The sequence below is a fragment of the Pseudooceanicola profundi genome (genome assembly GCF_050897955.1).
In the GTDB taxonomy this organism is placed as follows: domain Bacteria; phylum Pseudomonadota; class Alphaproteobacteria; order Rhodobacterales; family Rhodobacteraceae; genus Pseudooceanicola.
Map to the genome: position 1 here is coordinate 2904065 of NZ_JBPAXZ010000001.1, position 24759 is coordinate 2928823.

At 64.6% G+C, this 24759-nt stretch carries 23 protein-coding genes; 11 read left to right on the plus strand and 12 right to left on the minus strand.

The annotated features are described in order from the left end of the window. Window positions 1-4: 4 nt before the first annotated feature. The gene (locus ACRARG_RS14680; protein ID WP_432690758.1) at window positions 5-1819 is read right to left on the minus strand and encodes an autotransporter assembly complex protein TamA; all 1815 of its coding nucleotides are present in this window, start codon (window positions 1817-1819) and stop codon (window positions 5-7) included. 430 nt (window positions 1820-2249) lie between these two features. Between ACRARG_RS14680 and ACRARG_RS14685 the strand changes: the two genes are divergently transcribed. Both ACRARG_RS14685 and ACRARG_RS14690 read left to right on the plus strand, forming a co-directional pair. Then, window positions 2250-3911: a hypothetical protein gene (locus ACRARG_RS14685; RefSeq protein WP_432690759.1), complete on the plus strand. Its 1662-nt coding sequence runs from the start codon at window positions 2250-2252 to the stop codon at window positions 3909-3911. A gap of 77 nt (window positions 3912-3988) precedes the next feature. Next, window positions 3989-4438 carry an SRPBCC domain-containing protein gene (locus tag ACRARG_RS14690; protein WP_432690760.1) on the plus strand — a complete coding sequence of 150 codons (450 nt, stop codon included), beginning with the start codon at window positions 3989-3991 and terminating at the stop codon, window positions 4436-4438. A gap of 175 nt (window positions 4439-4613) precedes the next feature. Here ACRARG_RS14690 and ACRARG_RS14695 read toward each other — a convergent pair whose 3' ends face one another. After that, on the minus strand, window positions 4614-5291 hold the full coding sequence (locus ACRARG_RS14695) for an isochorismatase family protein (RefSeq protein WP_432690761.1): 678 nt from the start codon (window positions 5289-5291) through the stop codon (window positions 4614-4616). A gap of 11 nt (window positions 5292-5302) precedes the next feature. Then, window positions 5303-6607 (minus strand): M24 family metallopeptidase, encoded by a 1305-nt coding sequence (locus tag ACRARG_RS14700; protein WP_432690762.1) that lies wholly within the window; start codon window positions 6605-6607, stop codon window positions 5303-5305. Between the two features lie 214 nt (window positions 6608-6821). On the opposite strand from ACRARG_RS14700, the gene ACRARG_RS14705 reads away from it, so the two are divergent. The 7 genes from ACRARG_RS14705 to ACRARG_RS14735 all read left to right on the plus strand — a co-directional run bounded on the left by ACRARG_RS14705 (window position 6822) and on the right by ACRARG_RS14735 (window position 15458). Beyond that, on the plus strand, window positions 6822-7754 hold the full coding sequence (locus ACRARG_RS14705; RefSeq protein WP_432690763.1) for an alpha/beta hydrolase: 933 nt from the start codon (window positions 6822-6824) through the stop codon (window positions 7752-7754). 421 nt (window positions 7755-8175) lie between these two features. Beyond that, complete coding sequence (urtA, locus tag ACRARG_RS14710; protein WP_432690764.1) at window positions 8176-9459, plus strand: urea ABC transporter substrate-binding protein; 1284 nt, start codon at window positions 8176-8178, stop codon at window positions 9457-9459. Window positions 9460-9557: 98 nt separating this feature from the next. After that, the gene (urtB, locus tag ACRARG_RS14715; RefSeq protein WP_432690765.1) at window positions 9558-11513 is read left to right on the plus strand and encodes an urea ABC transporter permease subunit UrtB; all 1956 of its coding nucleotides are present in this window, start codon (window positions 9558-9560) and stop codon (window positions 11511-11513) included. A 231-nt stretch (window positions 11514-11744) separates the two neighbouring features. Then, window positions 11745-12971 (plus strand): urea ABC transporter permease subunit UrtC, encoded by a 1227-nt coding sequence (gene urtC, locus ACRARG_RS14720; protein ID WP_432690766.1) that lies wholly within the window; start codon window positions 11745-11747, stop codon window positions 12969-12971. Window position 12972: 1 nt separating this feature from the next. Further along, window positions 12973-13713: an urea ABC transporter ATP-binding protein UrtD gene (urtD, locus tag ACRARG_RS14725; protein ID WP_432690767.1), complete on the plus strand. Its 741-nt coding sequence runs from the start codon at window positions 12973-12975 to the stop codon at window positions 13711-13713. Between the two features lies 1 nt (window position 13714). Next, a complete protein-coding gene (gene urtE, locus ACRARG_RS14730) occupies window positions 13715-14410 on the plus strand; it encodes an urea ABC transporter ATP-binding subunit UrtE (protein ID WP_432690768.1) in 696 nt (231 codons plus the stop codon). A gap of 154 nt (window positions 14411-14564) precedes the next feature. After that, window positions 14565-15458, plus strand: a complete 894-nt coding sequence (locus tag ACRARG_RS14735) for an alpha/beta fold hydrolase (protein ID WP_432690769.1) — start codon at window positions 14565-14567, stop codon at window positions 15456-15458. Between the two features lie 47 nt (window positions 15459-15505). Here ACRARG_RS14735 and ACRARG_RS14740 read toward each other — a convergent pair whose 3' ends face one another. Beyond that, complete coding sequence (locus tag ACRARG_RS14740; RefSeq protein WP_432690770.1) at window positions 15506-16060, minus strand: ester cyclase; 555 nt, start codon at window positions 16058-16060, stop codon at window positions 15506-15508. Between the two features lie 137 nt (window positions 16061-16197). After that, the gene (locus ACRARG_RS14745; RefSeq protein ID WP_432690771.1) at window positions 16198-16995 is read right to left on the minus strand and encodes an ion transporter; all 798 of its coding nucleotides are present in this window, start codon (window positions 16993-16995) and stop codon (window positions 16198-16200) included. A 467-nt stretch (window positions 16996-17462) separates the two neighbouring features. Here ACRARG_RS14745 and ACRARG_RS14750 point away from each other — a divergent pair, with 467 nt between their 5' ends. Further along, a complete protein-coding gene (locus ACRARG_RS14750; protein WP_432690772.1) occupies window positions 17463-18302 on the plus strand; it encodes an SHOCT domain-containing protein in 840 nt (279 codons plus the stop codon). A gap of 12 nt (window positions 18303-18314) precedes the next feature. Here ACRARG_RS14750 and dtd read toward each other — a convergent pair whose 3' ends face one another. From dtd to ACRARG_RS14765, 3 genes are read right to left on the minus strand one after another with little or no spacing between them, the layout of a single operon-like run. Beyond that, complete coding sequence (gene dtd, locus ACRARG_RS14755) at window positions 18315-18752, minus strand: D-aminoacyl-tRNA deacylase (RefSeq protein ID WP_432690773.1); 438 nt, start codon at window positions 18750-18752, stop codon at window positions 18315-18317. Continuing rightward, the gene (locus ACRARG_RS14760; protein WP_432690774.1) at window positions 18752-19423 is read right to left on the minus strand and encodes a nitroreductase; all 672 of its coding nucleotides are present in this window, start codon (window positions 19421-19423) and stop codon (window positions 18752-18754) included. The genes dtd and ACRARG_RS14760 overlap by 1 nt, the downstream gene beginning before the upstream one ends. After that, window positions 19420-20520, minus strand: a complete 1101-nt coding sequence (locus ACRARG_RS14765; RefSeq protein ID WP_432690775.1) for a TFIIB-type zinc ribbon-containing protein — start codon at window positions 20518-20520, stop codon at window positions 19420-19422. The genes ACRARG_RS14760 and ACRARG_RS14765 overlap by 4 nt, the downstream gene beginning before the upstream one ends. A gap of 149 nt (window positions 20521-20669) precedes the next feature. On the opposite strand from ACRARG_RS14765, the gene ACRARG_RS14770 reads away from it, so the two are divergent. Next, on the plus strand, window positions 20670-21038 hold the full coding sequence (locus ACRARG_RS14770; protein WP_432690776.1) for a hypothetical protein: 369 nt from the start codon (window positions 20670-20672) through the stop codon (window positions 21036-21038). A gap of 3 nt (window positions 21039-21041) precedes the next feature. Here the strand turns inward: ACRARG_RS14770 and ACRARG_RS14775 are convergent, their stop codons facing one another. Genes ACRARG_RS14775 through ACRARG_RS14790 form a run of 4 tightly spaced genes read right to left on the minus strand, consistent with a single transcriptional unit; the run spans window position 21042 to window position 24758 of the window. Next, window positions 21042-21419 (minus strand): hypothetical protein, encoded by a 378-nt coding sequence (locus ACRARG_RS14775; protein ID WP_432690777.1) that lies wholly within the window; start codon window positions 21417-21419, stop codon window positions 21042-21044. 1 nt (window position 21420) lies between these two features. Next, complete coding sequence (locus tag ACRARG_RS14780; protein ID WP_432690778.1) at window positions 21421-22560, minus strand: SPFH domain-containing protein; 1140 nt, start codon at window positions 22558-22560, stop codon at window positions 21421-21423. Window positions 22561-22576: 16 nt separating this feature from the next. Next, window positions 22577-23509, minus strand: coding sequence for a DUF2927 domain-containing protein (locus ACRARG_RS14785; protein ID WP_432690779.1), 933 nt, complete (start codon window positions 23507-23509; stop codon window positions 22577-22579). A gap of 49 nt (window positions 23510-23558) precedes the next feature. Then, the gene (locus ACRARG_RS14790) at window positions 23559-24758 is read right to left on the minus strand and encodes a toxic anion resistance protein (protein WP_432690780.1); all 1200 of its coding nucleotides are present in this window, start codon (window positions 24756-24758) and stop codon (window positions 23559-23561) included. Window position 24759: the final 1 nt, after the last annotated feature.

The window sequence follows — 24759 nt, forward strand, 5'->3', positions numbered from 1 at the left end:
ATGTTCAAAACGCTTGTCCGATCCCGACATAAAGGCTGACGCTGTCGATTTTCCCGGTGATCGGCACGGCAAGGTCGGCGCGGATCGGGCCGAGCCCCGTCTTGTAACGCACGCCAAGCCCGGCGCCGCCATGCCAGTTGCCGTTTTCGTAAAGGCTGTCAGAGGCCACATATCCATAATCGACAAAAGCCACCGCGCCGATTGAATCGGTCACGTCGAACCGCATTTCCGTGGAAAAGACGGCGTAGCTGCGACCACCGGTTTTGGAGGCGCCGCTGCCCACGCCCAGCGATTGGTATCCCTGCCCGCGCACGGTGCCACCGCCACCGGAATAGAACAGAAAACTTGGCGGGGTATCCGCGATGGAGGGGCCAAAGACCGATCCCGTCTGCACGCGCCCGGCCAGAACCAGCCGCTCCCCCAGCTCTCGGTAGCCGCGCAGCTCTGCCGTGGTGCGCACGCCGGTCTTGGAACTTGCGACGCCGATGAACGGCTTGATCTCCGCCTCGGCATAGGCGCCCTTCCGCGGGTCGGTTGTGCTGTCGCGGTTTTCCCAGATTAGCCCGCCCGACAGGATGATATGGGTGAAATCCCGGGTGCCAAAGGCATCGTCGGTATAGGAATACCGCAGCCCGACCGCAGAGGTCAGCGTGAGATGTTCGTTCACGATACGGTCGACACCAACGGTTGCCTCGATATTGTCGGACACGTAGCTGGGCTCGTCCTCATGTTCGGCCAGAACGGCAAAGGTCAGCTGTGCGTCCGGATGCCGGAACGCCGGCCGGGTCAGCGTCATTCCGAGGCTGTAGTCGATGCCGCCGGTCTGGCCGCCAATCCCCGAGACCTCGGCGTCAAACCGCAGCCGTTCCGCCCCGCCAAAGGCATTGCGATGCAACCAGAAGCCGCTCAGCCGCAGCCCCTCCACGGTCGAAACCTCGATCCCCACGCCGACCCGGCGCGGCTTGCTGTCCTCGACCGAGATTTCGGTGCCAAGCGTATTGCCGGGACCGATCGCTTCATCTTCGGCCACCACTGCCGATCTGAACGTGCCGGTGCGCCGCAGCCGCTGTTCGGCCGTGTCGATGTCGTCGGGATCATAGACCTCGCCCTCGGGAATGCCGGCGATGGCGAGGATCCGCTTTGGCCGCACCTTGCTGTCGGCGCTGGAGGCAGACAGGCGCGCGCGTCCGAAGGTCAGGCGCGGGCCGGGCGTGATCCCGAACCGTGCCGCCACCGACTCGCGGGCATGATCGACGGTAATGTCCTGTTGCGTGACCTTGGCCTTGGCATGGCCGGCCTGCTGCCAGGCTTCGGTTCCGGCATTGGCGGCCTCCCGCATGATTGCGGTGCCGGCGGTGTCACCGGGCGCGAAGCCGTCATAGGGCGGTGTCCCGGCAGGCAGGGGCGTGACCTCGGCCTGCGAAAACCGGAAGCGCGGGCCCGGCGTCACGTCGATCTCGATCCGGTCGACCTGCCTTGGCGGACGAAGGGCCGATAGGTTCGCGGCCTCCCGGCCATCGACCCGGACGTTCACCGCGGCCGAGAAATACCCCTTCTCATACAGCGCGGCCAGAACGCGGCGGTAATCGGCCTGCGCCGCCGCCACCAGATCCTGCGGCTCTGTCCGGCCTTCGTCCACGGCCGCGCGGGAGAGCGAGGCATTGCGCGCAGTGTCTGTCACATCCGCCGTGACCCCGGGAATACGGAGCGTGACCTCTGCGGCATGCAGGGCCGCCATCGGGGCGATAAGCGCCATGGCTGCGGCCGTGAAGGCCATCCTGACCGATCGGCCCACGGCGAAGCCAGGTATCAACGGCATGTTTGAGAGTCCCGAGGAAAAATCATTCAGCAGGACAGTAGAGCCTCGGGCCCCGAGTTCCAGCGGTTTCCCGCCGTTTCATTCGCTTGGGCGTCAAATTGCTGCAGGAAACGGAAACGAGAGTAAATGAGATTACCTTTCGGTGATTGCCGGAGCCGCAAAAAGCGCCACGACGAACCGCCGCGCTTTGGCTTTGCCTGAACCGGCTGAAATCTCTAATCTCCGACTCGCAGTCGCGTCACCCGGGACCGGAGGACGTCCCCAGGCCATGTCGCCCGGCTGCAATAAATATGGAATTTGCCCGGTCCGAGGTCATCGAATGCGGACGTTCCGGACAGTCAGAAAGTCGGCCGCACGGATGCCCAGCAAGACCCATCCCCCCCGTCCCGCGCAGGCGGTATTCGGATGCGTATCAGGACCGGTGGCGGTGATGCTGTTGGCCGTCGCTCTGGGGCTGACGGGGGCGGGCCGGCTGGCGGCGCAGGGAGAGCCCGGCCCCGGCCTGCAACAGGTCCGGCCGGCGCAGACCCCGATGCAACCCGAAGCGCCTGACGAAACCGAAGAGACCGAAGAGACCGAGGAGGACGCCCGCCCGCGCGACAGTTCCGCCGCCGGACTATTCCCAAAGCAGGGCACGGCAGCCTTGCCCGGACCGGCCACCACGCCAACACCTGCGCCGTCGCGGACACCGCAACCGTTGCTGGAAACCCGGGACGATCTTCCCTCTGACGATCCGGCAGAGGATGTGCCGGGGGCGGCGTCTGCGCCGCCACTGGATGTGCCGCCGGACGCGACGGACGACCTGGGCCGGATCAGGCCGCCGCAGCAGCGGCGTGGCCCGGATCAGGAGGGCGCGGCTACCCGGGCAGAGGCCGGGGCAGGGGCCGAACCCGGGCCAGCCCCGGACGCGGCGACACAGTCGGGGACGGGGACGGGGCCGGGGGCAAGCCCGGAAACAGTGCCGGCATCGGGGCCACAGGGCGTGACGCAGGACGGGGACGCAGCTGAGGATCAGAACCCGGCCCGGGCGCCGGATGCGCCCCTGAACCTGCCGGGGGCTGCCACCGGCCTTCCGTCCGAGTTGCGGCCGCCATCGCCTGCGGCCCGGCCCGCCGGTCGGGATGGCGCAGCCGGTTCGGCCCGGCCCTATTCGCCGGAGGAAGAGCTGGGCGCGATCATCGGTCAGATCCGGCCCCGCGCACGGCCCGGCACCGCGTCACCTGAGGACAGCGGGGAGGCGGCGCAAACCAAAGGGACCCCCGCGCCATCAGAGACCGACGACTGCCTTGATCCCGGCCTGTCGGGCGATGCCGATATCCGGCGCAATCTGGATGCTTTTGTGGCCGATCCGGACCTCTGCCTGCGACGGGAGAGGTTTGTGACGAAGGCCAGGGAATGGGAGCTGACCATCGTCAGCAAACCCCGTCATCCCGCAGGCCCGTCCTGGATCATCCTGCGCGATGACGACGACAGCGCCTTTGACACGGCGCTTTATGCCGCGTCGCGCTATGGCGGCACGCTGGTCGCCGCCGAGACGCTGGAGGCGCCTGAGGCGGAGGCGTTGGCCTGGCAGGATCCGCGGCTCGATCTCTTCGAGGGCCGGGGCGCGCATGGCAGCTGTCGCAGCAAGGTCGGCTCCCCGCTGCCGAAGGTTCTCAGGGGGCTGACGGAGCATCTGCCTGCGGGTGCGCCGGTTTTGAGCATCCTGCGCCCCGGGACGCGCGAGGCCACGCCAGACGATACTGCGCAGGACCCGCAGGAGACCACGTCGCGACAGGTGTTTGCGGCGCCTGCATCCGGCGCGGCCCTCTCCGATGTCGGTGGCGACATCCTGATTGCGGGTCGCCGTGACTATGAAAACACCCCCCGGGCCCGCGCCGCGGTCGTTCATTTTGGCGCCCTCGGGATCGGCGTGATCTACGAAGAACTCCCCTGGACCTTTCCGGAGTGTTCGCTGGCCGCGCGGCTGGTCCACCAACGACCGGAGGGGGTCTATGGCATTGTCGCGCAATCTCTGGCCGGGATGCCGGCGCAGCGGCGGCGCCTGACCGATGCGCTGATGGCATTCCTCGGGGTTGATCCACTTTACTGACAGCCGGGTTTTTCCGGACGGGCGGGAACCGCCGGCCCGGCCCGGCGTTGGCGAGATACGCTTTGGAGGACCACTCTATGAACTGTGTCAGACCTATCGCCGTCGCCCGCGTTTCGCTGCCGATCCGGCGGCCGCGCCGTGAGGTCTATCTCGCATTTACCGATATCGACATGCTGACACGCTTCTGGCCCGCCCAGGTGCTGGACGGCGAGATCGCCACCGGCGCCACCAGCGCATGGCAGATGGGCGTCGATGATACGCCGATCGTCGTCACCTGTGCCGAGGCGCGTGAGGACACCCTGATCCGGCTGGAATTCTCGAACGGCGTCAAGGTTATGCTGACCTTTGATCGGTTTGAGGATGGCGGCACGGTTGTGCATTTCTGCCAATGCGGCTTTGGCGGGGCAGCGACCTCTGACGAAGTGGCCGCAGCGAACCGGGCCGCGGCACAGATGCTGTCGAAGCTCCGCCGCCTGCTGGAGCCCGGGGCGGATGCGGATCGCTTCCGGCTGCCGCGGGCGGCCTGATCGGACCCTCCGTCAGGCGGGGGCCGCCGGATGCGACGGCATGTGGCGCGGATATCCTCTTCTGCTCAGGCGGCTCTGATCGTGGAGGGCGCCGGGCCGGGAGGGGCGCTGCCCCTCCCACTCCCCGGAGTATTTCTGGAAAGATGAAGGGGCGGGCCGGACAGGGCCCCGGCGCTCAGAGCAAGTCGAACACCGTCCCGATATCGCTGCCCTGGTAGCGCAGCGGGGTGGAGCCGACGAGGCGCCAGACCGGGCGCTCTTCGCCTTTGAGCAGGGCCAGTGCGGTTTCCGTATCGCAGACCGCGCCGCCATAGAGGCGGTTGGCGAGGTTGATCACGCCGGTCATCGACATCTCTGCCGTGCCGGAGCCGACGGCATCCTTTACCAGCAGCACGCGGATGCCACGCGCGATGGAATCGCGGATCGTGGCGGCGACGCAGGCCTCTGTCCAGACGCCGCAGACCACGATCCAGTCGGGCGTGCCGAGAAGCGCCGGGAACTCCGGTTCGGAGAAACACGAAAGGTCGTTTTTCCACAGCACAGGCTCGCCCGGCAGGGGGGCGACCTCCGGACAAATGGCGATATCGGGATTGTCCGGGTCGGAGAAGACCGGCACGCCGCCGGGGCCCAACGGCTCCAGCGGGCGGGGGGGCACGCGGTCGAAGTCGCGGCGGAAGGCGGCGTGGCAGATGGCGACGCCTTCGGCGCGGGCCGTGTCGAGCAGGGCACCCGCATTGGCCAGCACCTGCGCGTAGCCATCGACAAGGTAGCGTTCGTCGCGCCGATGCTCCTCCTGCAGGTCGATGGGCAGCACAACCGTCCGGTCACGGGGCAGGGTGAAGGGTTCGTGCATCGGGCCTATCCTCAGACGTGACCGTCGAGGAACTCTTCCTCATAGGGGAAGCGCGACAGCAGTTCGATCCCGGTCTCGGTGATCAGCACCTCATCCTCCAGCTTCACGCCCTCCTTGCCGCCTTCTTCGCCGATATAGCTTTCGACAGACAGGCACATGCCCGGTTCGATCACGCCGGTCCGGCCATAGGTGTTGTAGTCGACCATATGGGCGATAAACGGCGTCTCCCCGTGCATGCCGACGCCGTGCATGACGGAGGTATAGCGGCGCGCCATGTATTTCTCGGGGATCTTCCAGGCGGCCTCGGCCACTTCGCGGAAGGTCATGCCGGGTTTGAGGATGTCCATATTGTGCTGCACCTGATCCCAGGCCATGCGGTAGAGCGTCTTCTGGTCCTTCGTAGGCTTGCCCGGCCCGCAGCGGAAGGTGCGGGAGAAGTCCGAATAATAACCGAAACAGCCGATCGTATCGGTGTCGAGCGCGACCAGTTCGCCGGGACGGATCTTGCGGCCGGAGGTTTCCTGAAACCAGGGATTGGTGCGCTGGCCGGAGTTCAGCAGCCGGGTTTCGATGAATTCGCCGCCCTGGCGGATCACCTCGCCATACATCACGGCGAAGAGCTCATTTTCGGAAATGCCCGGCTTGATGGCTTCGCGGACAGCCGACACGGCGGCCTCGGCCCCGGCCATGGAAGCGACGAGGCATTTGACCTCCTCCGGTGTTTTCACCGCGCGCACCTTGGTCAGGATATCGCCCGCCACATCGCGCACATCGACGCCGGCCTGCTCAAGCATCACTGCCTGGATATGCGAACAGCGGTCCATGCCGAGCTTCATCGAGCCCTGGCCATAGCTTTTCAGCACATCCGCCACTTCGAGCGCGAAGGGAGAGGAGGTTTCCTCATCCGCGCCGGAAACCGAGGACCAGACGATCTTGGACGGGCGGATCTCATCCACCATTTCCGTGTCGGAGGTGTGATAGCTCTGCGGATAGTCGAAGAGGATGATCGGGCCATCGACCGGCACGAAGAAATAGCGGGTCGAATTGCGCAGGAAGTAGCCGAACATATTGCGCGTGCCGGTGGCATAGCGCTGGTTGTAGGGGTCAAACAGCAGCACGCCGCCGAAGCCGTCCTTCTTCATCCAGTCGCGCAGCCGGGTCAGACGTTCCTGGCAGAGCTTGCGCACATCGATGAATGACGGCTCGGTATCCGACAGCCACATGCCGGCCTCGGGATCGCCCGCCGCCGGGTGCCGCATCCGGTCCCTCCAGTCCACATCATCGGTGCTGTCTGGGTCGAATACGACGATGCTCATGGCGGTGCTCCTTGCCGATCGGAAAAATACTAACTTCGGTTTACCTCAGGTTTCCCTGTGACAGATAGTCTAGCTGCGCCATCCGGCATTCGAAAGCCGACGCTTGCGACCACAAAGGGCAGGGCGGGACCCATTGACGCGCTCAGGATCGTCGGACAGTGTCGCAGAAAGGCCCGCCGCCTGTCACGCCGCCGGGGCCGGGGCGGAGAGAGCAATGAAATTTCGCGTTGATTCGACACTTCAGCAGGGGCTGGACCAGACCCCGACGGTCGACATGACCCTGACCGAGATCGCCCGGATGCGGCGCGAACAGCCGCCGCAATACCAGCCGCTGGCCGATGTGCCCGGCGTCGACCTGGCCGAAGTCCGCGTGCCGGGCCTGCCGCGGATGATGGTCTACACGCCGCAGGCGGCGCAGGAACCGGGGCCGGCGATACTGCACTGCCATGGCGGCGGCTACATGTATGGCCTGCCCGAAGGCAACCATCTGCGCAACGCAGAGCTCTGCCGGGATCTGGGCGCCGTTGTGGTCAGCCCGGAATATCGCAAGGCGCCGGAACATCCCTTTCCGGCTGCGCTGGATGACATGCGGGCGGTCTGGCGCTGGCTGCTGGATCAGGCCGGCGACATGCAGATCGATACCGGACGGATTGCGGTGCTGGGCGAAAGCGCAGGGGGCGGTCTGGCGGCGTCGCTGGTGCTTGCCCTGCGGGACGAAAGCGATATCCAGCCGCGGTTTCAGGCGCTGATCTACCCGATGCTGGACGACCGGACCGGATCGACCCGTCCATGGAATGGCCCGCGTCATCACGTCTGGACAGCGGCAAGCAACGTGTTCGGATGGCAGAGCTATCTGGGACATGCGCCGGGGCTGGAGGGCACCTCCGGTCTGGCTGCCCCCGGGCGTCATCCCGATCTCTCCGGCCTGCCGCCGACCTGGATCGGCACCGGCGACATCGACCTCTTTGCGCCGGAAAACCTGGCCTTTGCGACCGCGCTTGTCACCCAGGGTGTGCCCTGTGAATTGCTCATGGTGCCGGGCGCCTATCATGGGTTCCGCAACCGTGTTCCCGACAGCCCGGTGAGCCGCCGGTTCGACGACGCCTGTGCAGAGGCGCTGAAAACCGCGCTTTGCACCACGGCATAACGGGAACGGCGGGCGGAGCCTCTGTCGCGGCTTTGCCTGACCACGGCCGATCTGTTTCGTCCCATCTGCGCCCGGTCAGCCATAACCGGATCAGCTCGGCCCCGGCGACACAGGACGTGAATCTGGGCCTGATCGCTCGGGGGCCACCCGCCAGTGCCCCCGCTGCCGCGACCTGCGTAGTTTTCGGGCAATATACTTGCCTCTGCCAGAAAATTGACCGCCTGATCCGAAACTTTGGCGGCCAGCCCAGATCTGTATACCGGAGGCTGACATTTTGATGACAGCTGATCAGGCGCACACAGGGCGGCCAGCCTCGCATTTGCAGCTGGCACGGAGATGTGGGCGACAAAACAAGCGTGCCCCGGGACATTCGGCAGATGATCCGAAGATCCCAAAGGCACGTCGACAGAGGGGAAGATTTATGTCGAAATTTCTAAATTCCATTCTTGGCGCCGCAGCCAGCAGCATCGTGCTCAGCACCGCTGCAATTGCCCAGGACGACACCATCAAGGTCGGCGTCCTGCATTCGCTGTCCGGCACCATGGCCATTTCCGAGACCACGCTGAAAGACACCGTTCTGATGCTCATCGAAGAGCAGAACGCAAAAGGCGGCGTCATGGGCAAACAGCTTGAAGCCGTGGTCGTCGACCCGGCCTCCGACTGGCCGCTCTTCGCTGAAAAGGCGCGCGAGCTGATCACCGTCTCCGACGTGGACGTGATCTTTGGCTGCTGGACCTCCGTGTCCCGCAAATCCGTTCTGCCCGTGATCGAGGAACTGAACGGCCTGCTCTTCTACCCCGTCCAGTACGAGGGCGAAGAAAGCTCCAAGAACGTCTTCTACACCGGCGCCGCGCCGAACCAGCAGGCGATCCCGGCCACCGATTACTTCCTGGAAGAATTGGGCGTCGAGAAATTCGCCCTGCTCGGCACCGACTATGTCTATCCGCGCACGACCAACAACATTCTCGAAAGCTACCTGAAGGACAAGGGCATCCCGGCCGAGGATATCTTCGTCAACTACACGCCCTTCGGTCACTCCGACTGGTCCAAGATCGTCTCTGACGTCGTCGCCCTGGGCGCTGACGGCAAAAAGGTCGGCGTGATCTCCACCATCAACGGTGACGCCAACATCGGCTTCTACAAGGAACTGGCCGCACAGGGCATTTCCGCCGACGATATCCCGGTTGTGGCCTTCTCCGTTGGTGAAGAAGAACTCTCGGGCCTCGACACCACCAACCTCGTTGGCCACCTCGCTGCCTGGAACTACTTCCAGTCCGCCGATACGCCGGAGAACGAGGAATTCATCACCGCATGGAAAGCCTTCGCCGGTGAAGAGCGCGTGACCAACGACCCGATGGAAGCCACCTATATCGGCTTCAACATGTGGGTTCAGGCTGTTGAGGCCGCCGGTACCACCGATGCCGATCCGGTCATCGATGCGGTTGTCGGTCAGACCTTCCCCAACCTGACGGGCGGCACGGCGGAAATGCTGCCGAACCACCACCTCTCCAAGCCGGTGCTGATCGGCGAGATCATGGAAGACGGTCAGTTCGACATCGTGTCTGAAACCGATCCGGTTCCGGGCGATGCCTGGACCGACTTCCTGCCGGAATCCGCCGTGCTCGAATCCGATTGGAAAGAGCTGGGCTGCGGCATGTACAACACCGAAACCAAGACCTGCGTGCAGATGAAGTCCAACTACTGATCCGTCCCTTCCCGGATCAAAGTTGCACGCAAACTGCCGGGGCGGCGCCTCCCTCTCCGCCCCGGCCATTTTCCGAACGGTTTCCCGGACAGGCCCTCATGTTCTTTCGCCTTCTGACGGCAGCCCTGCTGACGTTTGCCGCCACGGCAGCACAATCCCAGGATGCTGCCGCGCCCGTTCAGCAACTTCTGCAAGAGCAGTCCGAGCTGATCGTCAAATCCTCCCGCAGAACCATCGAACCCGCCATCGCCGCCGTCCGCGACAGCGGCCTGCCGGGCGCCCAGCTGGTGCTGGAAAAATGGGAAGCCCGCGAAATGTGGGTGAACGAGGAGACCGGCCTGTTTGTCTATGCCGAGGAGGTCGACCGCGACACCCTCCGCATCTTTGATTTCTCCACCGGAGAGCAGATCGGCGAGGTTCCCGACGACGGCTGGGACCAGATCAAGCCGAACTCCGGCATCCGGGCGCTTCTGGGCTCCGCCCTGGTGAAATTCCAGCTCTCGGACCCCGATCCGGCCAACCGCCGCGCCGCGCTCGACTCGCTGGAACGCAATGGCAATGAAAGCCACCTTGAGGTCCTGCGCGAGTCGATCGGCGATGAGACCGACCCGGCCATCAAATCCCGCAAGGAACGCATCGAACGCCTGCTGACCATCGCCTACGGCGCCACGACGGAGGCCCGGACAGACGCGATGGAGACCTTCCGCGGCGATCTGGGGCTGGACGTCCGCGCCCGACTGAACCCGATCCTCGCCACCTCCCGTACGGCAGCGCCCTCCATTCCCGATGGCACCAATGTCGCCCTGCAGCTGGAGCCCGGCAAAGATATCACCCGCGAAGACGCCTATGACCTGCTCATTGGCGCCGATCTCGCCCCGCCGCGCCTGACCAGTGCCGCGCAGCGCCAGACCCTGCAGGACAATATCGTCGACGGTCGCGTCGGCGACATCCCGGTGGAGGCGCTCTCTAACCCCGCCGAGCGCGACCGCGCCTATGCCAATCTGATCCAGGCCGGTATCGCCCAGCCCGCCGCTACCGTGGAACAGGTGGACGAGGCGCTCTCCGCCCACGTCTTCTACGACGCTTATGCCGAAAAGGACCCGGCCGTGACCGAAGCGGCAGAGGGTCTGCTCCGCTCCATCGAATTGCGTGTCGGCCTGAACCAGTTTCTCGACCTTTCGCTTGATGCGCTCTCGCTGGCCTCCATCTACTTCCTCGCCGCCATCGGCCTCGCCATCACCTTCGGCGTGATGGGCGTCATCAATATGGCCCATGGCGAATTCATCATGATGGGCGCCTATACGGGCTATGTGGTCCAGCAGATCGTCCCCAACTATACCGTCTCTATCATCCTCGCGATCCCGCTGGCCTTTGCCGTGACCTTTGCGGCGGGCGTTGCGATGGAGCGGCTGGTGATCCGTTGGCTCTACTCCCGCCCGCTGGAGACGCTGCTTGCGACCTTCGGCATTTCCATTGCCCTGCAGCAGCTGGCCAAGAACATCTTCGGCACACAGGCGCGGCCACTGACCTCGCCCGACTGGCTGAACGGGCAGCTGGCACTGAACGACATTGTGGCGATCTCCAACATCCGGGTGGCGATCTTCGTGCTGGCGCTGGTGTTCCTCGGCTTCTTCCTCTTTCTGATGAAGAAAACCCGCCTCGGTCTGGAAACCCGCGCCGTCACGCAGAACCCCAAGATGGCGGCGTCCATGGGCATCAATCCCGACCGTGTGAACATGATGACCTTCGGCCTCGGCTCAGGCATCGCGGGGATTGCCGGTGTGGCCATTGGCCTTTACGCGCAGGTCACCTCGGAACTCGGGCAGCAATACATCGTGCAGAGCTTCATGACCGTGGTTGTCGGCGGCGTCGGCAATATCTGGGGCACCCTGCTGGGCGCCACCATGATCGGCTTCCTGCAGAAGGGGATCGAATGGTTCAACCCGTCGAACACGCTGGCGGCCCAGACCTACATGATCGTCTTCATTATCATCTTCATCCAGTTCCGCCCCCGCGGCATCATCGCCCTCAAGGGCCGTGCCGCAGGAGATTAAGCCCATGATCCTCACGCCCCCGCCCGCCAATGCCAACGCCGCACCCACGCCAGACCTCCCGGCGCAAGCCCCGACTTTCCGCCGCCTCCGGCGGGAGTACTTCGGCCAAGATGAAGACAGCGGCGCCTCTGCTTTTTCTTGCCGTAAATATCCCGGGGGGAGTCCGAAGGACGGGGGGCAGCGCCCCCCCGCCCCGCCCGCCGCAGGCGACGCGGCCCGGAGGGCGCGCCCATGAACAGGCCCTTTATCCTGCGCAACCCTTCGGTGCTGATCTTCCTTGCCCTGCTCGCGCTCTTTACCATCGGCGTGACGGTCATGTCCGAGGCCTTCGGCGCGGGCCTCATCTCAACCTCCTTCGTCAAGACGCTGGGCAAGACGCTCTGCCTCTGCCTCATCGCCATCGCCATGGACCTCGTCTGGGGCTATTGCGGCATCCTGAGCCTAGGCCATTTCGCCTTCTTCGGGCTGGGCGGCTATATGATCGGCATGTGGCTGATGTATGCCCGGACCGAGCTCATCGTGGCACAATCCATGGCCAATCAGGCCATTCCGCCCACCCCGCAGGAAGTCACCGATGCCATCGGCACCCAGATCTTCGGGGTTGTGGGCTCGTCGGAATTCCCGCCGATCTGGTATTTCGCCGACAGCCTCGTGGCGCAGCTGGCGCTGGTGGTGCTGGTCCCGGGCGCGCTCGCGCTGGTTTTCGGCTGGCTGGCCTTCCGCTCCCGCGTCACCGGCGTTTACCTCTCGATCCTGACGCAGGCGATGACGCTGGCCCTCTCGCTCTACCTCTTCCAGAACGAAAGCGGGCTGCGCGGCAACAACGGGCTTTCGGGCCTGCAGAACCTGCCCGGCGTAGAGGCGTCGCAGGCCGTCACCTCGGTCTGGTTCCTCTGGGCCTCCGCCCTGGCACTGGGGCTGGGCTACCTCATCTGCGCCTGGGTCGTCTCTGGCAAGTTCGGATCGGTGGTGCGCGGCATCCGGGACGATGAGGCGCGGGTCCGGTTCCTGGGCTATTCGGTGGAAGGTTACAAGCTGTTCATCTTCACCTTCACCGCCATTATCGCCGCCATCGCCGGCGCGCTCTATTACCCGCAGGCGGGCATCATCAACCCGGGTGAGGTGGCGCCGATTGCCTCGATCTACCTCGCTGTCTGGGTCGCCATCGGCGGACGCGGGCGGCTGTATGGTGCGGTCATCGGCGCGGCGCTGGTGTCGCTGGTCTCCACCTGGTTCACCGGCGGGCTGGTGCCCTCGATCAACCTCGGCTTTTACCGGATCGACTGGGTCGACTGGTGGCTGGTGCTTCTGGGGCTGAGCTTTGTGCTCGTCACGCTTTTTGCGCCCAAGGGCGTTGGCGGGCTGTTTGACCTGCTGCAGGGGCGCATGGCGCCGGACCGGCATGGCGCCGATTTCGGTCCCGACAAGGGATCGCTGATGGAAGAGGAGGGCCGCTGAGATGGCAACTCTGCTAGAAGTCTCCGGCGTCTCGGTCACGTTTGACGGCTACCGGGCCATCCGCAACCTGTCCTTCCAGATCGGCGAGGCGGAGATGCGGGCGATCATCGGCCCGAACGGCGCCGGGAAGACGACGTTCATGGATATCGTGACCGGCAAGACCCGCCCCGACGAGGGCCGGGTCATCTGGGGCGAGAAATCAGTCAACCTGCTGAAAATGAACGAGGCCAAGATCGCCCAGGCCGGCATCGGGCGCAAATTCCAGCGCCCCACCGTGTTCGAGGATCAGACGGTCTATGCCAACCTGCTGATGTCCATCAAGAACCCGCGCGGCTCCTTCCCCTGTCTCTTCTACAAACCCACCTTCAAGGACCGCGGGAGGGTGGAGGAGCTGGCCTCCGAGATTGGCCTGTCGGAGGAGCTGAATCGCAAATCGGGCGAGCTGTCGCACGGGCAGAAGCAATGGCTGGAGATCGGCATGCTGCTGGCGCAGGAGCCGCGCCTGTTGCTGGTCGACGAACCCGCCGCCGGCATGACCCTGGCGGAACGAGAACATACCACCGATCTGCTGCGCGAGGCTGCCAAGACCCGCGCCGTGGTCGTGGTGGAACATGACATGGAATTTGTCCGCCGCCTCGACTGCAAGGTGACGGTGCTGCATGAGGGATCGGTCCTGGCCGAAGGCTCCCTCGATCACGTGACCTCGAACCCGCAGGTCATCGAAGTCTATCTGGGGCGCTGAGATGCTGAATGTCGACGGACTGACCCTCCATTACGGGCAATCGCAAATCCTGCACGGGATCGACCTGACGGCCGAGACCGGCAAGGTCACCTGCATCATGGGCACCAACGGGGTGGGCAAGACCTCGCTGCTCAAGGCGATCTCGGGCACCCATCCGCGGTCGTCGGGCAATATGTTTCTCGACGGTGAGGATCTGGGCCGTCTGCCCGCGCATCAGCTGGCGCAGAAGGGCATCGGCTACGTGCCGCAGGGCCGCATGATCTTTCCGCTGCTGACGGTGGAGGAGAACATGGAGACGGCCTATGCCTGCCTGCCCAAGTCCGAACATTTCATCCCGGACGAGATCTACGAGCTTTTCCCGATCCTGAAGGACTTCCTGCACCGGCGGGGCGGTGATCTGTCGGGCGGGCAGCAGCAGCAGCTGGCGATTGCGCGGGCGATGCTGACGAAACCCAAGCTCCTGCTGCTGGATGAACCGACGGAGGGCATCCAGCCCAATATCATCCAGCAGATCGGCCGGGTCATCGAATATCTGCGCGACAAGGGCGATATGGCGATCATTCTGGTGGAGCAATATTTCGAATTCGCCTACGGGCTGGCCGACCGGTTCTACGTCATGCGGCGGGGGGAGGTCGTGGCCTCCGGCACCAAGGGCGAGCTGACGAAGGAAGAGCTGATGGCCGAAGTGTCGGTCTGACGGGCCTGTCTGCCCGGTCTGTTTAATTTTGTTTCTCCCGATGAGGGGCCGCTCTGGCGGCCCTTTTTCTTTGCGTATGGGATTTGCCTCTTGCGTTAGTTTTACCCGGGTATAAATAGCTGGTGATGAAAACGCGCCCGACAGGACCATATCAATGACCCAGCCCCCCCTGCGTCTCGCCCATGAGCAATTCGGGTTGGAGGGCGCCCCGGTGATCCTTCTCATTTCCGGCCTTGCCACCCAGATGATCCGCTGGACGGATCACTTCTGCGCCGGGCTGGCGGCGCGGGGCTACCGCGTGATCCGCTTTGACAATCGTGATGCGGGGCTGTCCCCGCATCTGGACGGCGCGCCAGCCCCGCCTCTTGACGCGCTGATCGAAGAGCTCCGGCAGGGACGTATTCCAAAGCTTCCCTATGCGCTGCCTGATATGGCTGCGGATGTCGTGGCGCTGATGGAGGAGCTGGGGATCGCAAAAGCCCATGTCGTCGGCCGCTCCATGGGCGGCATGATCGCCCAGATCATGGCCTGTCGCTATCCGGACCGCATCCTCACCCTGACCTCCATCATGTCGGGCACCGGCAATCCGCATCTGCCGGGACCGGCGCCGGAGGTGATGGCGCTGATGGCCGGGCCGCGCCCCGACCCGGCGACGGATCCGGAGGACTATATGGAGCGCTCCCTCGCCTTTGCCCGGCGGATCGCGGGGCAGGGGGCGCCGTTCGACGCGGTTGAACAGCGCGGGTTTATCGCGGAAGAGCGGCGCCGTGCCCATGATCCCGCAGGGGGCGCGCGCCAACTGGCGGCCATGGCCACCGCGGGTGACCGTCGGGTGGCGCTGGCGGCGCTAAGCCTGCCCGCGCTGGTCATCCATGGCACGGACGATCCGCTGATCCTGCCGGTTCACGGGCAGGACACGGCAGAGGTGATTCCGGGCGCGGAGCTGCTGATGATCGACGGGATGGGGCATGACATCCCCGCCGCTTTTGCGACTGCGATCATCGACGCGATCGACCGCATGACCCGTAGGGCGATGCGGTCGATCTGACGGTCGGGTCCCGGCGCGGGGCCGGTGGCCGGCGGGGTCCCGGACTGTTATTCAGACAGGCCGATCTGCTTGTAGAAGGCGGCATTGTCCCAGAAGAGGTACTCTTCATCCATGACGCCCTCTTCGGTCCAGTGGCCCACGGTCGCCATGGTCAGCTTGTAGGACATGCCGGTGGGCTGGATGAACTGGCCATCGCCGATCGGCATCGGTTCGGAGAAGGTACCTTCGATCACGCCGACAACGCCGGTCCATTCACCCTGACCGATGCGGATCGGGTGGGTTTCGATCCGGGTGTCCGGCGCGAAGACGAAGAAGTTCTTCAGATCATTGATATGGACGTCGATGCCGGTGGTGGTGCGCCCGTCGGGCCAGTGCACGAGGATATCCTCGGCATGGCTCTCATGCAGGCGGTCCCACTGCTGGCCGGAGAAGACCTCGAAATCGAGCGTGTCGAAGGTTTCGAGGTTCTTCTCGATCCGGGCCTGGTCGGCCTGCAGCTTGGCGAGCTCTGCCATGGCGGCCGTGGCGGCGGCATTGTCATCGGCCGTAGCGGCGGAAGAGAGGGCGGCAATGGCCGCCGTGGTCAGGAAAAAGCGTTTCATGTCAGGGTCCTATGTTTGGGTCACAGCATCTCTGTGATGCGATAAGCCAAAGGTAGGCTGTGTCGTTTATCCTGAAAATGTTGATATCGGCGTAATTATATCGCCAATTTGTTCGCAATTTCCGACAGGCCCGGTGATCATCCGGCCCGGTCCTGATCTGCCCTGTTTTGCGCCGACATGTGCCGTTCGATGGCGTCAAGCCGCCGCATGACCTCGTCCCTGTAATCGGCCGTGGCGGCGTTGCTCTCCTCGGCATGGGCCTCCTGCATGGAATTGACGATCAGGCCGACGATCAGGTTCACCACGGCAAAGGTGGTCACAAGGATGAAGGGGACAAAGAAGGTCCAGGCATAGGGATGCACCTCCATCACCGGCCGGACAATTCCCATCGACCAGCTTTCCAGCGTCATGATCTGAAACAGCGTATAGGCCGAGTCGAGGATGGTCCCGAACCAGTCCGGAAAGGCATCACCGAAGAGCTTCGTGGCCATCACGGCGGCGATATAGAAGATCAGTGCCATCAGCAGAAAAACGGAGGCCATGCCGGGCAGGGCGCTGACAAACCCCTCCACCACGCGGCGCAGCGTCGGCGCGACCGAAACGATGCGGAACAGCCGCAGGATTCGCATCGCCCGCAGCACCGATAGCCCCTGCGCCGCCGGGATGAGGGCGACGCCGACGATGACAAAGTCAAAGATGTTCCAGCCATTCCGGAAGAATGCAGGCCCGCGGGCATAGATCTTGGCCGCGATCTCTATGGTGAAGATGGCCAGGCAGATACGGTCCAGCAGGACAATCAGCCCGCCGGCCTGCGCCATGGCGGTATCGGAGGTCTCAACCCCCAGCACCACGGCGTTGAACAGGATGACACCGGTGATGAAATTGCGGGTTGCGGCACGGTCGAGAACGTCGTTGAGGCGCTGTCGGAAGGTCATCTGCACTCTTTGGTCTGCGGTGTTCGGCCCGGCGATTCACCTGGTTACAGCTCATGTATGGCCGCACGGGTCCCTGGACAACGGGCTGAATGAGATCAGGCCGGAAACGCGGCACGCCCTCGCAGGTTTGTGCAAGGGCGTGCCGTCCAGTGTCGATTGTTTGGGCAACGTCGGGGCGGAACTTGTCTGTTCGCCCCGCTCAGGCTCAGCGCAGGCCGAGGAAACCCAGAATGAAGAGTACGATGACGATCAGGCCAACGAGGTAGATAATCCGGTTCATTTTCTGTCCTTCGTGAAATCAATCTTGGTTGTTAACGGCTCCGGACGCGAAAAGTTGCGAAATTTTATCCGGACGTCAGCCCGCCACGGCGGCGGAGGCTGCGGTCGCAGGGATAAAGGTGGCCGTGGCCGGGGATCGGTGATAGGCGCGGACCACGCAACCGACATGACAGCACAGGGATCATCCCATGACCGGCCTCACCCCCGAAGGCACCAGACTCGTATCCGAGATCGCCGCGCGCCATGGCGTCTCTGCTGGCGCGGTCGAAACGCTGCTGGCCGCGCTGGTGGTCGGCAATGGCACGCAGGCGCAGTTCAACCACCCCGATCTGGGCGGTATGGGGCAGTGGTCGCAGGGCGGCATGATCATGGTCGGCGACATGTTCAACAACGGGCTGAAGGCAAAGGTCGACGCGCTCTGTTCCGAACTGTCGCAGGTTCTGGCCTCCCATCGGGCCGTTGCGCCCGCGCGCCAAAGCCAGAGCCAGTCCGACGGCGTGAGCCTCTTTGTCTCCGGCATGGGCACGGGCAGCAGCTGGCCTGCGGAACTGGGACAGCCGTCTTCCGCCGGGTCCCAGAACAATATGCGCTATGCGGTCTTTCCCCAGACGCGGCGGCTGGCCATTGATCTGGGCGGGCAGGTAGAGGTCTTTGACACCGGCGACCACCAGATCGGCGGCGTCTCTCAGCAGCAGAGCGGCGACCAGTCCCTGACCTTCACCAGCCAGCTGGGCCTTGTCCGGCTGGCCGACCTGCCGCGCGTCTCGCTCGACGGCACACCGGGGCCGGAGCCGCGGGAGGTGGAAGAGGCACCGGTGGAGGTGGCTCCGCCCGCACCGGCTGAGCCTGCACCGGCGGTCACGGAGCCGGAACCTGCCGCAGCCCCCACCCCGTCATCGCAAGGGCCCGCCCAATCCGCCGACGAGATCATCGGCCTGATCCGCAAGCTGGCCGATCTGCGTGACGGCGGCATCCTGTCCGATGCCGAATTCGAGGCGAAAAAGCAGGAGCTTCTGGCGCGGCTCTGATCCCCGCCGGGATCAGAATTCCATCGGGATGGTGATCGGCCCGTCGTTCACCAGCGCGACCTTCATATCCGCCGCGAACCGCCCCGTCTCCACCGGCACGCCCTGCGCCGACAGCGCCTTGGCGAAATGTTCATAGAGGCGACGGCCATCTTCCGGCCCGGCGGCGGTCGAAAATCCCGGCCGGTTGCCCGACCGCGTATCGGCCGACAGCGTGAATTGCGACACCACCAGCGCCGCGCCGCCCACATCCAGCACCGACAGGTTCATCTTGCCCTGATCGTCGGTGAAAATCCGGCATTTGGCGACCTTGGCGGCCAGCGTCTCTGCATTGGCCTCCGTATCGCCTTTCATGGCGCAGACGAGGATCATCAGCCCGCGTCCGCAGCGCCCGATGACCTCTCCCTCGACGGTGACCGAGGCCTCTGTCACCCGTTGCAGCACCGCCCGCATCAGCCGCGCACCTGCAGGATTTCGTCCAGCCCGGCGCGTTCGGTCCGGAAGGCATTCGCCGGATGATCCGCATCCTCATAGCCGAAGCTGATCGCGCAGAGGATCAGCCGGTCCGCCGGAATGTCAAAGAACCGCCGGACAGCGGGCGACTGGAAGGCCACCGCCGCCTGCGGCACCGTCGCCACGCCGAGCGCCTGCGCGGCCAGACAGAAGGCCATCATGAAGCCGCCGGTATCCAGCGCGCCATAGGCGCCAAGCTCCCGTCCCGACGTCACAATCGCCGTATGCGGCGCGCCGAACAGCCGGAAGTTTTCCAGCGCCTGTCGGGCAGACCCCTCCCTGTCGCCCTTCTTCACGCCCACGGCCTCGTAAAGCTGCCAGCCGCAGGTGCGCCGCCGGTCGCGATGCGCGCCGGTGTAATCCTCGGGGCCGGGCAGATCGGGCGCCTCTTCTTCGGTCATGGCGGCGCTCAGCAGGGCGGTGCGAAACCGCTCCGTCTCCTCTCCGCGCGTGACGATCACCTGCCAGGGCTGGGCATTGCACCACGACGGCGCCCGACCGGCGGCGGTGACGATCCGGTCGACCACCTCCGGCGCGACGGGCCGGTCAAGGAAGGCGCGGCAGGAATGGCGGGCCGTCAGCAGCCGCTCCAGCATCTCGATATCCGTCAAAAGGAGCCCCCGTTCTGCGCATAGAGGAAGCCCACCACCCCGGCCACGATCAGCGCCGCACCCACGGCCAGCGCGATCTTCCAGGCCGACCAGGGCCGTTCGCCCTGCACCCGGCCCGTCCGCCCGTTGACGACAAAACGGTAGGTCTTGCCCCGGAACTTGTAGGCCGCCATCCAGACCGGCAGCAGCACATGTTTGAACGTGACGGCAGAGACCTGCGTTTCGATCCCGTGGATCCGCTGCCGGTCGCCGCCGATGTCGAAACGCACGTCGCGCTCGATCGTGCGGTCCATGATCTGGCGGGCCTCGGTATAGCCTTCCTCCAGCTCTACCTGATAGGCCTCCGCCCGGAATCCCGCCAGGAATTCAGGGGCATAGGGCTTCATCTCCGACAGGTCCCAGGGCTGCAGCCCGTCGGTATATTTCTTCGGCAGCGACCGTGAGGCCAGCACGAGGATATCGTCGAAGAACCGCTGCACCCGGCCCGACACCGGCGTCCAGCGCACCTTCTGGACCTGCACCTGCGTCGGCTTGCCGTCGCGCATTACCGTTTCGGTCACGTAATAGACCGTGCCGCGCGACCCGGAATAGCGGCTTTTGGTATCGGCGTCGTAGGTCCAGTAGGGGACATAGATCCCGTCCATCTTGCGCCCCTTGCGGGCATAGTCCTTCAGGCCATTTGGAGCAAACCACAGCGCGCCCAGCCAGTCCGCCATCGCATCATGCGCCTGCTTTTCGGTCAGCGAAAACGGCAGCACGCCCTTGGGTTTGATATGACGATGCGTGCCGGTGCCGGTGACCACGGGCGTGGCGCAAAACGGGCATTCCTTGGCATGGGTGTCGGTGTCGAATTCAACCTGCGCACCGCAGTTGGGGCACTGGGAGACGCGCGTCTCCTCGATCTCCGCCTCCGGCAGGCGCGCCTCTATGGCGGCGCGGAAGTCGAGCTCCTTTATTGCGCCGGACCAGGGGCCGTCGGTCTGAGTCAGCGGTTCGGAATTGCCGCAATGGTCGCACAGCAGCATGCCCGCTACAGGATCGAACCGGTAATCGGCGCCGCAGTTGGGGCAGGGAAAACGGTGGTCTGTTTCGGCCATGGGACCCTCCGGCAGCGTGTCAGCCAAGTGATAGCACCGGGTCCCGGGATTGCCACCCCGGGCCAGCCACGAAATCGCCGCACCTGTTCACGAGATATAAAGATTCGGGGCGCATCCTGTCTGGAAACCGGACGTGAGGCTGGTGACATATGGACAAGGTACAACTCAGAACAGACATAGATTCAGCGATCCTGGCGCATCGCGCCTATCTGCAGCGCATCCGCTCTGCCGCCATCGCGACGGATCAGGGGCAGGCCGTCACGGCCGGGACGGCTGGACCGCGCCTCAGCTTTGGCGGTGCCGTCACCCCAATTGCGGAAGGCGGCGCGGTCGATCTTTACCTTCCCCGGGTGCAGCGCCTCAACAGCGCCGTCCGGCAGGAGGCGGGCCGCGTCTCCCAGCAGATTGCGCGGCGCTCCGGGGGGGAGGCGCCGCAATCCGTCGATATCGCTGCCTTCTACGCCCGTAGCGGGGAATTGCTGCGTCTGCTCATGCAGTGGAAAGGCTCGCTCGGCTAGCGTTCAGTCCCGCACAGGATGATCGAAACTGACAATCTGCGCCACCTGCCGCTGGGCCGCACTGGTGTAGCGGATCATATGGCAAAAGAGCAGCGCCTGACCCGGGGCCGTCCAGACCCGGCCGGAGACGGCAGCGGATTTGCCATGGGTCACGACCTGTTCGATCCGGATCCGCAGGGGCGGCGTGACCGCCTCCGCCGTGGAGGCGACGGCCTCCACCCCGCTGAGGGATGTTCCGGACCGGTCCCAGATCACCCCATCGGACAGCGCCTCCCGCAGCAGGGGCTGTGCGCCGGACAGGGCCAGCCCCAGCTCTTCAGCCGCCGCATTTTTCGGAGAGTTGGCGCAATCGGCGGACCGGATCACCTCCGGCCCGGCCATGTCAGGCACCCGGCGGGGGCGGCGGGGGCGGCGGCATGACGGTAAAGAGCTGAGCCAGCTCCGTCACATCCTCCGCCCGCATCCAGCCGTTCTGACCGGCGGTCCAGACCAGCGTGTCGCGGGTCAGCCCGCCTTCGGTCACCATCCGGCCCAGCCGCGCCTTGGAGAACGGGCCCTGCGTCGCGCCATTCTCGGCAATATGCCAGACATGTTCGACGGGCGGTGGCGGCGGCGCCATCGGGGCGGGCGCCGGGGCAGGGGCGGCTGCGGGCCGCGCGCCCCAGGGGCCCGATTGCGCCATCTGGTTGGCCATCGCCATGCCCATCCCCATGCCGAGCCCGGCGCCCATGCCGCCATCGCCGCCGGGGTTTGAGGCCGCCTTGGTCATCGCCTCCGCCGCCGCATATTGGGTGAATTTGTTCAGATCGCCGACAATCCCCATGGAGGTCCGCTTGTCCAGCACCTCCTCCACCGCCGGGGGCAGCGAGATATTCTCGATATAAAGCTCCGGGATGGACAGCCCGTATTCCGCGATCGTGCCGGAGATTTCCTGGGCGACCAGCTTGCCGAAATCGGCGGTATTCGCGGCCATGTCGAGCACGGGGATGCCCGATCCGGCAATCACCCGCGAAAATTCCTGCACGATGATATTGCGGATCTGGAAGCTGATCTCGTCCATGGTAAATTCACCGTCCGTGCCCACGATCTCCGTCAGGAAACGGCCTGGATCGGTGACGCGGATCGAATAGGTGCCAAAGGCCCGGATGCGCACCGGCCCGAATTCCGGATCGCGGGCGATGATCGGGTTCTTGGTGCCCCATTTCAAATCGGTGAAACGGTTGGTCGAGACGAAATAGATCTCGGACTTGAACGGCGACTTGAACCCGTGGTCCCAGTGCTGAAGCGTCGTCATGATCGGCATGTTGTTCGTCTCGAGCATGTAGAGCCCGGGCGTGAACACATCCGCCAGCTGCCCTTCATGGACAAACACCGCCGACTGGCCTTCGCGGACAGTCAGTTTGGCGCCGTATTTGATCTCATGGCCCTCGCGTTCGAACCGCCAGACCATGGTGTCGCGGGTGTCGTCCGTCCAGTGGATGACGTCGATGAACTGACCGCTCAGGAAATCCAGAATGCCCATAGCGTTTCTCCTTCTCTCAACTCGATCCGCCCATCAGCTCATCGGCGATTTGCACGACGATGGGATGCGCCTCTTCCAGCGTCATGCCGGGTCGGAAGCGGGGATCATACAACATGTTCAACAGTTTCTCGTCATGGCTGGTCAGCAAGGCGAATTCATCGTCATCGTTAAAGATGGACGGCCGCGCATAGGGGCTGTCATTGGCCAGCCCCAGACCCTGAGCCATTTCCTCGTGATAGCAGCTGCGCCGGATCAGGTCGGGATGTTCGGCCCGGACAAAGGCAATGGCCGTGGAATAGGCCGCATCGTTCTCGGTCCCGGAAAAGGCGACGACGAGGCAATGGATGGCGCGCGGCAGACGTTCGAAAATGCCCATCGAACTGGCAGAGATCGTGGGGACGATCTGGCGAATGCGACGCAGCGCCTGTTCCCGGTCGTCCTCTCCCATCACCAGGACATGAAAATTCGGGTTGGACGGCGCAAATGTGATCGAATGCCCGGTCAGGCGCCCCAGCCGCGCCGTATAGCTGCTGACCGTGGCGCGGTCCTTGGTCCGGATTGCGTTCGGAACCGACTCCCCAAACTCAACCCCGACACGCACCGGGCCCGGCCAGCGCCGCAGAAAACTGGGGGCGCCGTTTCCCGCCCGCAGCCCGGCGCCGCGGGCATATTCATCGAAAAACGCAATCGCTTCAAAGTTCTGCGCAAGTTGCCGCGCCGTGTAGGGCGTATCCGCGCCACCGCCATCCGTCCGCAACAGCCCCTGCGTCAGCAGGTCCTGCTCAAAGGCGGCGTAATATTGGCGCAGGCTCTCGCTGGCGGCAGAGGGGCCGCTGACGACCGGAACCTCCGCAGGCTGCGTCAGCGTGTCCGGGCGGGCATGCGGTTTGAGCGAGACAGGGGTGGCGGTTTCGCATCCCGCCACCAGCAATGCGACAGTGCAAACCACCGCAATCCGCGGAAAATTCCGGAATTTCCGCATGCCGCCCATAGCCCTGTCAGCTCGCCGGAACCGAGGTCGCCATATTGTCGCCGGACCCGGTCGTGCGCGCCTTGGCCGAGGCCAGCGTATCGCGCAGATCCGCCTCCATCTTCTTGAGGTCTTCCTCTGCCGCGGCGCGCTTGCGTTTGCCCTCATCGGCAATCTGCAGGCTTTCCTCGATCGTGCCGATCAGGTCGGCATTGGCCTGTTTCACGGCCTCGATATCGAAGACGCCGCGCTCCATCTCCTCGCGGATGATCTTGTTGCTGTCGCGCAGGTTCTTGGCATTGGCGGTCAGCAGCTCGTTGGTCAGATCATTGGCCTCCCGCACGGCGCTTGCCGCCTCGGCCGAGCGCTGGATGGTCACGGCCTGTGCCAGCTGCGTCTCCCACAGCGGCACGGTGTTCACGAGGGTGGAGTTGATCTTGGTGACCAGCGACTTGTCATTTTCCTGCACCAGCCGGATGGAGGGCAGGGACTGCATCGTCACCTGCCGCGTCAGCTTCAGGTCATGCACCCGGCGTTCCAGATCGTCGCGCGCGGCACGCAGGTCGCGCAGCTCCTGCGCCTTCATCACCTGTTCGTTTTCGGGGACGGCATTCACCTCCGCCTCCTTGGCCGGAATGTCGGTCTCGTCCAGCCGCTTCAGCTTTTCCTCGCCCGCAGCGATATAAAGCGCCAGCTCGTCATAGAAGGTCAGCGTCTTTTCATAGAGCAGGTCGAGCGACTTGATATCCTTGAGCAGCGTATGCTCGTGCTTCAGCAGGTCCTCGGTCACGTGGTCGATCTGGTCCTGAACCTGTTCGAACCGTGCTGTGAACTTGGCGAAGGGGGCGGCGCGGCCCAGCAGTTTCTCCCAGAAAGAGCGTTCGCGGCGCACGTCCAGCTCTGACACGGAAAACCCGCGGATCGTGGTGACGATATTGCGCAGGCTGTCGCCCGCGGGGCCCACATCCTTGTTGCGCACGTCCTGCAGCATGGCCTGGCTGATTTCCTGTAGCTCCGCCTGGGCTCCGGAACCGAAGCGCACGATCGACCCGGTATCGCCCATGTCGAGCTCCATCAGCCGCTTCTCGATCTCAGCCGAGGTCGGTGCATCGGCATCGGCCAGCGGCACCAGCGCATCGGCCGGTTTCGGCTCCGGCAGGACGGCGGCGGTGACGGCCTCGACCTCCTTGAGGGTTTCTTCCGCCTTGGCACGAATATTCTGGGACATC

Bases quoted from the DNA above. Each gene is read 5' to 3' on its own strand.
- ACRARG_RS14690 (WP_432690760.1), top strand. From the start codon at position 3,989: ATGAACTGTGTCAGACCTATCGCCGTCGCCCGCGTTTCGCTGCCGATC.
- ACRARG_RS14680 (WP_432690758.1), bottom strand. From the start codon at position 1,819: ATGCCGTTGATACCTGGCTTCGCCGTGGGCCGATCGGTCAGGATGGCC.
- ACRARG_RS14745 (WP_432690771.1), bottom strand. From the start codon at position 16,995: ATGACCTTCCGACAGCGCCTCAACGACGTTCTCGACCGTGCCGCAACC.
- urtB (WP_432690765.1), top strand. From the start codon at position 9,558: ATGTTCTTTCGCCTTCTGACGGCAGCCCTGCTGACGTTTGCCGCCACG.
- ACRARG_RS14685 (WP_432690759.1), top strand. From the start codon at position 2,250: ATGCTGTTGGCCGTCGCTCTGGGGCTGACGGGGGCGGGCCGGCTGGCG.
- urtA (WP_432690764.1), top strand. From the start codon at position 8,176: ATGTCGAAATTTCTAAATTCCATTCTTGGCGCCGCAGCCAGCAGCATC.
- ACRARG_RS14790 (WP_432690780.1), bottom strand. From the start codon at position 24,758: ATGTCCCAGAATATTCGTGCCAAGGCGGAAGAAACCCTCAAGGAGGTC.
- ACRARG_RS14750 (WP_432690772.1), top strand. From the start codon at position 17,463: ATGACCGGCCTCACCCCCGAAGGCACCAGACTCGTATCCGAGATCGCC.
- dtd (WP_432690773.1), bottom strand. From the start codon at position 18,752: ATGCGGGCGGTGCTGCAACGGGTGACAGAGGCCTCGGTCACCGTCGAG.
- ACRARG_RS14770 (WP_432690776.1), top strand. From the start codon at position 20,670: ATGGACAAGGTACAACTCAGAACAGACATAGATTCAGCGATCCTGGCG.
- urtC (WP_432690766.1), top strand. From the start codon at position 11,745: ATGAACAGGCCCTTTATCCTGCGCAACCCTTCGGTGCTGATCTTCCTT.
- ACRARG_RS14775 (WP_432690777.1), bottom strand. From the start codon at position 21,419: ATGGCCGGGCCGGAGGTGATCCGGTCCGCCGATTGCGCCAACTCTCCG.
- ACRARG_RS14735 (WP_432690769.1), top strand. From the start codon at position 14,565: ATGACCCAGCCCCCCCTGCGTCTCGCCCATGAGCAATTCGGGTTGGAG.
- ACRARG_RS14780 (WP_432690778.1), bottom strand. From the start codon at position 22,560: ATGGGCATTCTGGATTTCCTGAGCGGTCAGTTCATCGACGTCATCCAC.
- ACRARG_RS14695 (WP_432690761.1), bottom strand. From the start codon at position 5,291: ATGCACGAACCCTTCACCCTGCCCCGTGACCGGACGGTTGTGCTGCCC.
- urtD (WP_432690767.1), top strand. From the start codon at position 12,973: ATGGCAACTCTGCTAGAAGTCTCCGGCGTCTCGGTCACGTTTGACGGC.
- ACRARG_RS14700 (WP_432690762.1), bottom strand. From the start codon at position 6,607: ATGAGCATCGTCGTATTCGACCCAGACAGCACCGATGATGTGGACTGG.
- ACRARG_RS14705 (WP_432690763.1), top strand. From the start codon at position 6,822: ATGAAATTTCGCGTTGATTCGACACTTCAGCAGGGGCTGGACCAGACC.
- ACRARG_RS14740 (WP_432690770.1), bottom strand. From the start codon at position 16,060: ATGAAACGCTTTTTCCTGACCACGGCGGCCATTGCCGCCCTCTCTTCC.
- urtE (WP_432690768.1), top strand. From the start codon at position 13,715: ATGCTGAATGTCGACGGACTGACCCTCCATTACGGGCAATCGCAAATC.
- ACRARG_RS14765 (WP_432690775.1), bottom strand. From the start codon at position 20,520: ATGGCCGAAACAGACCACCGTTTTCCCTGCCCCAACTGCGGCGCCGAT.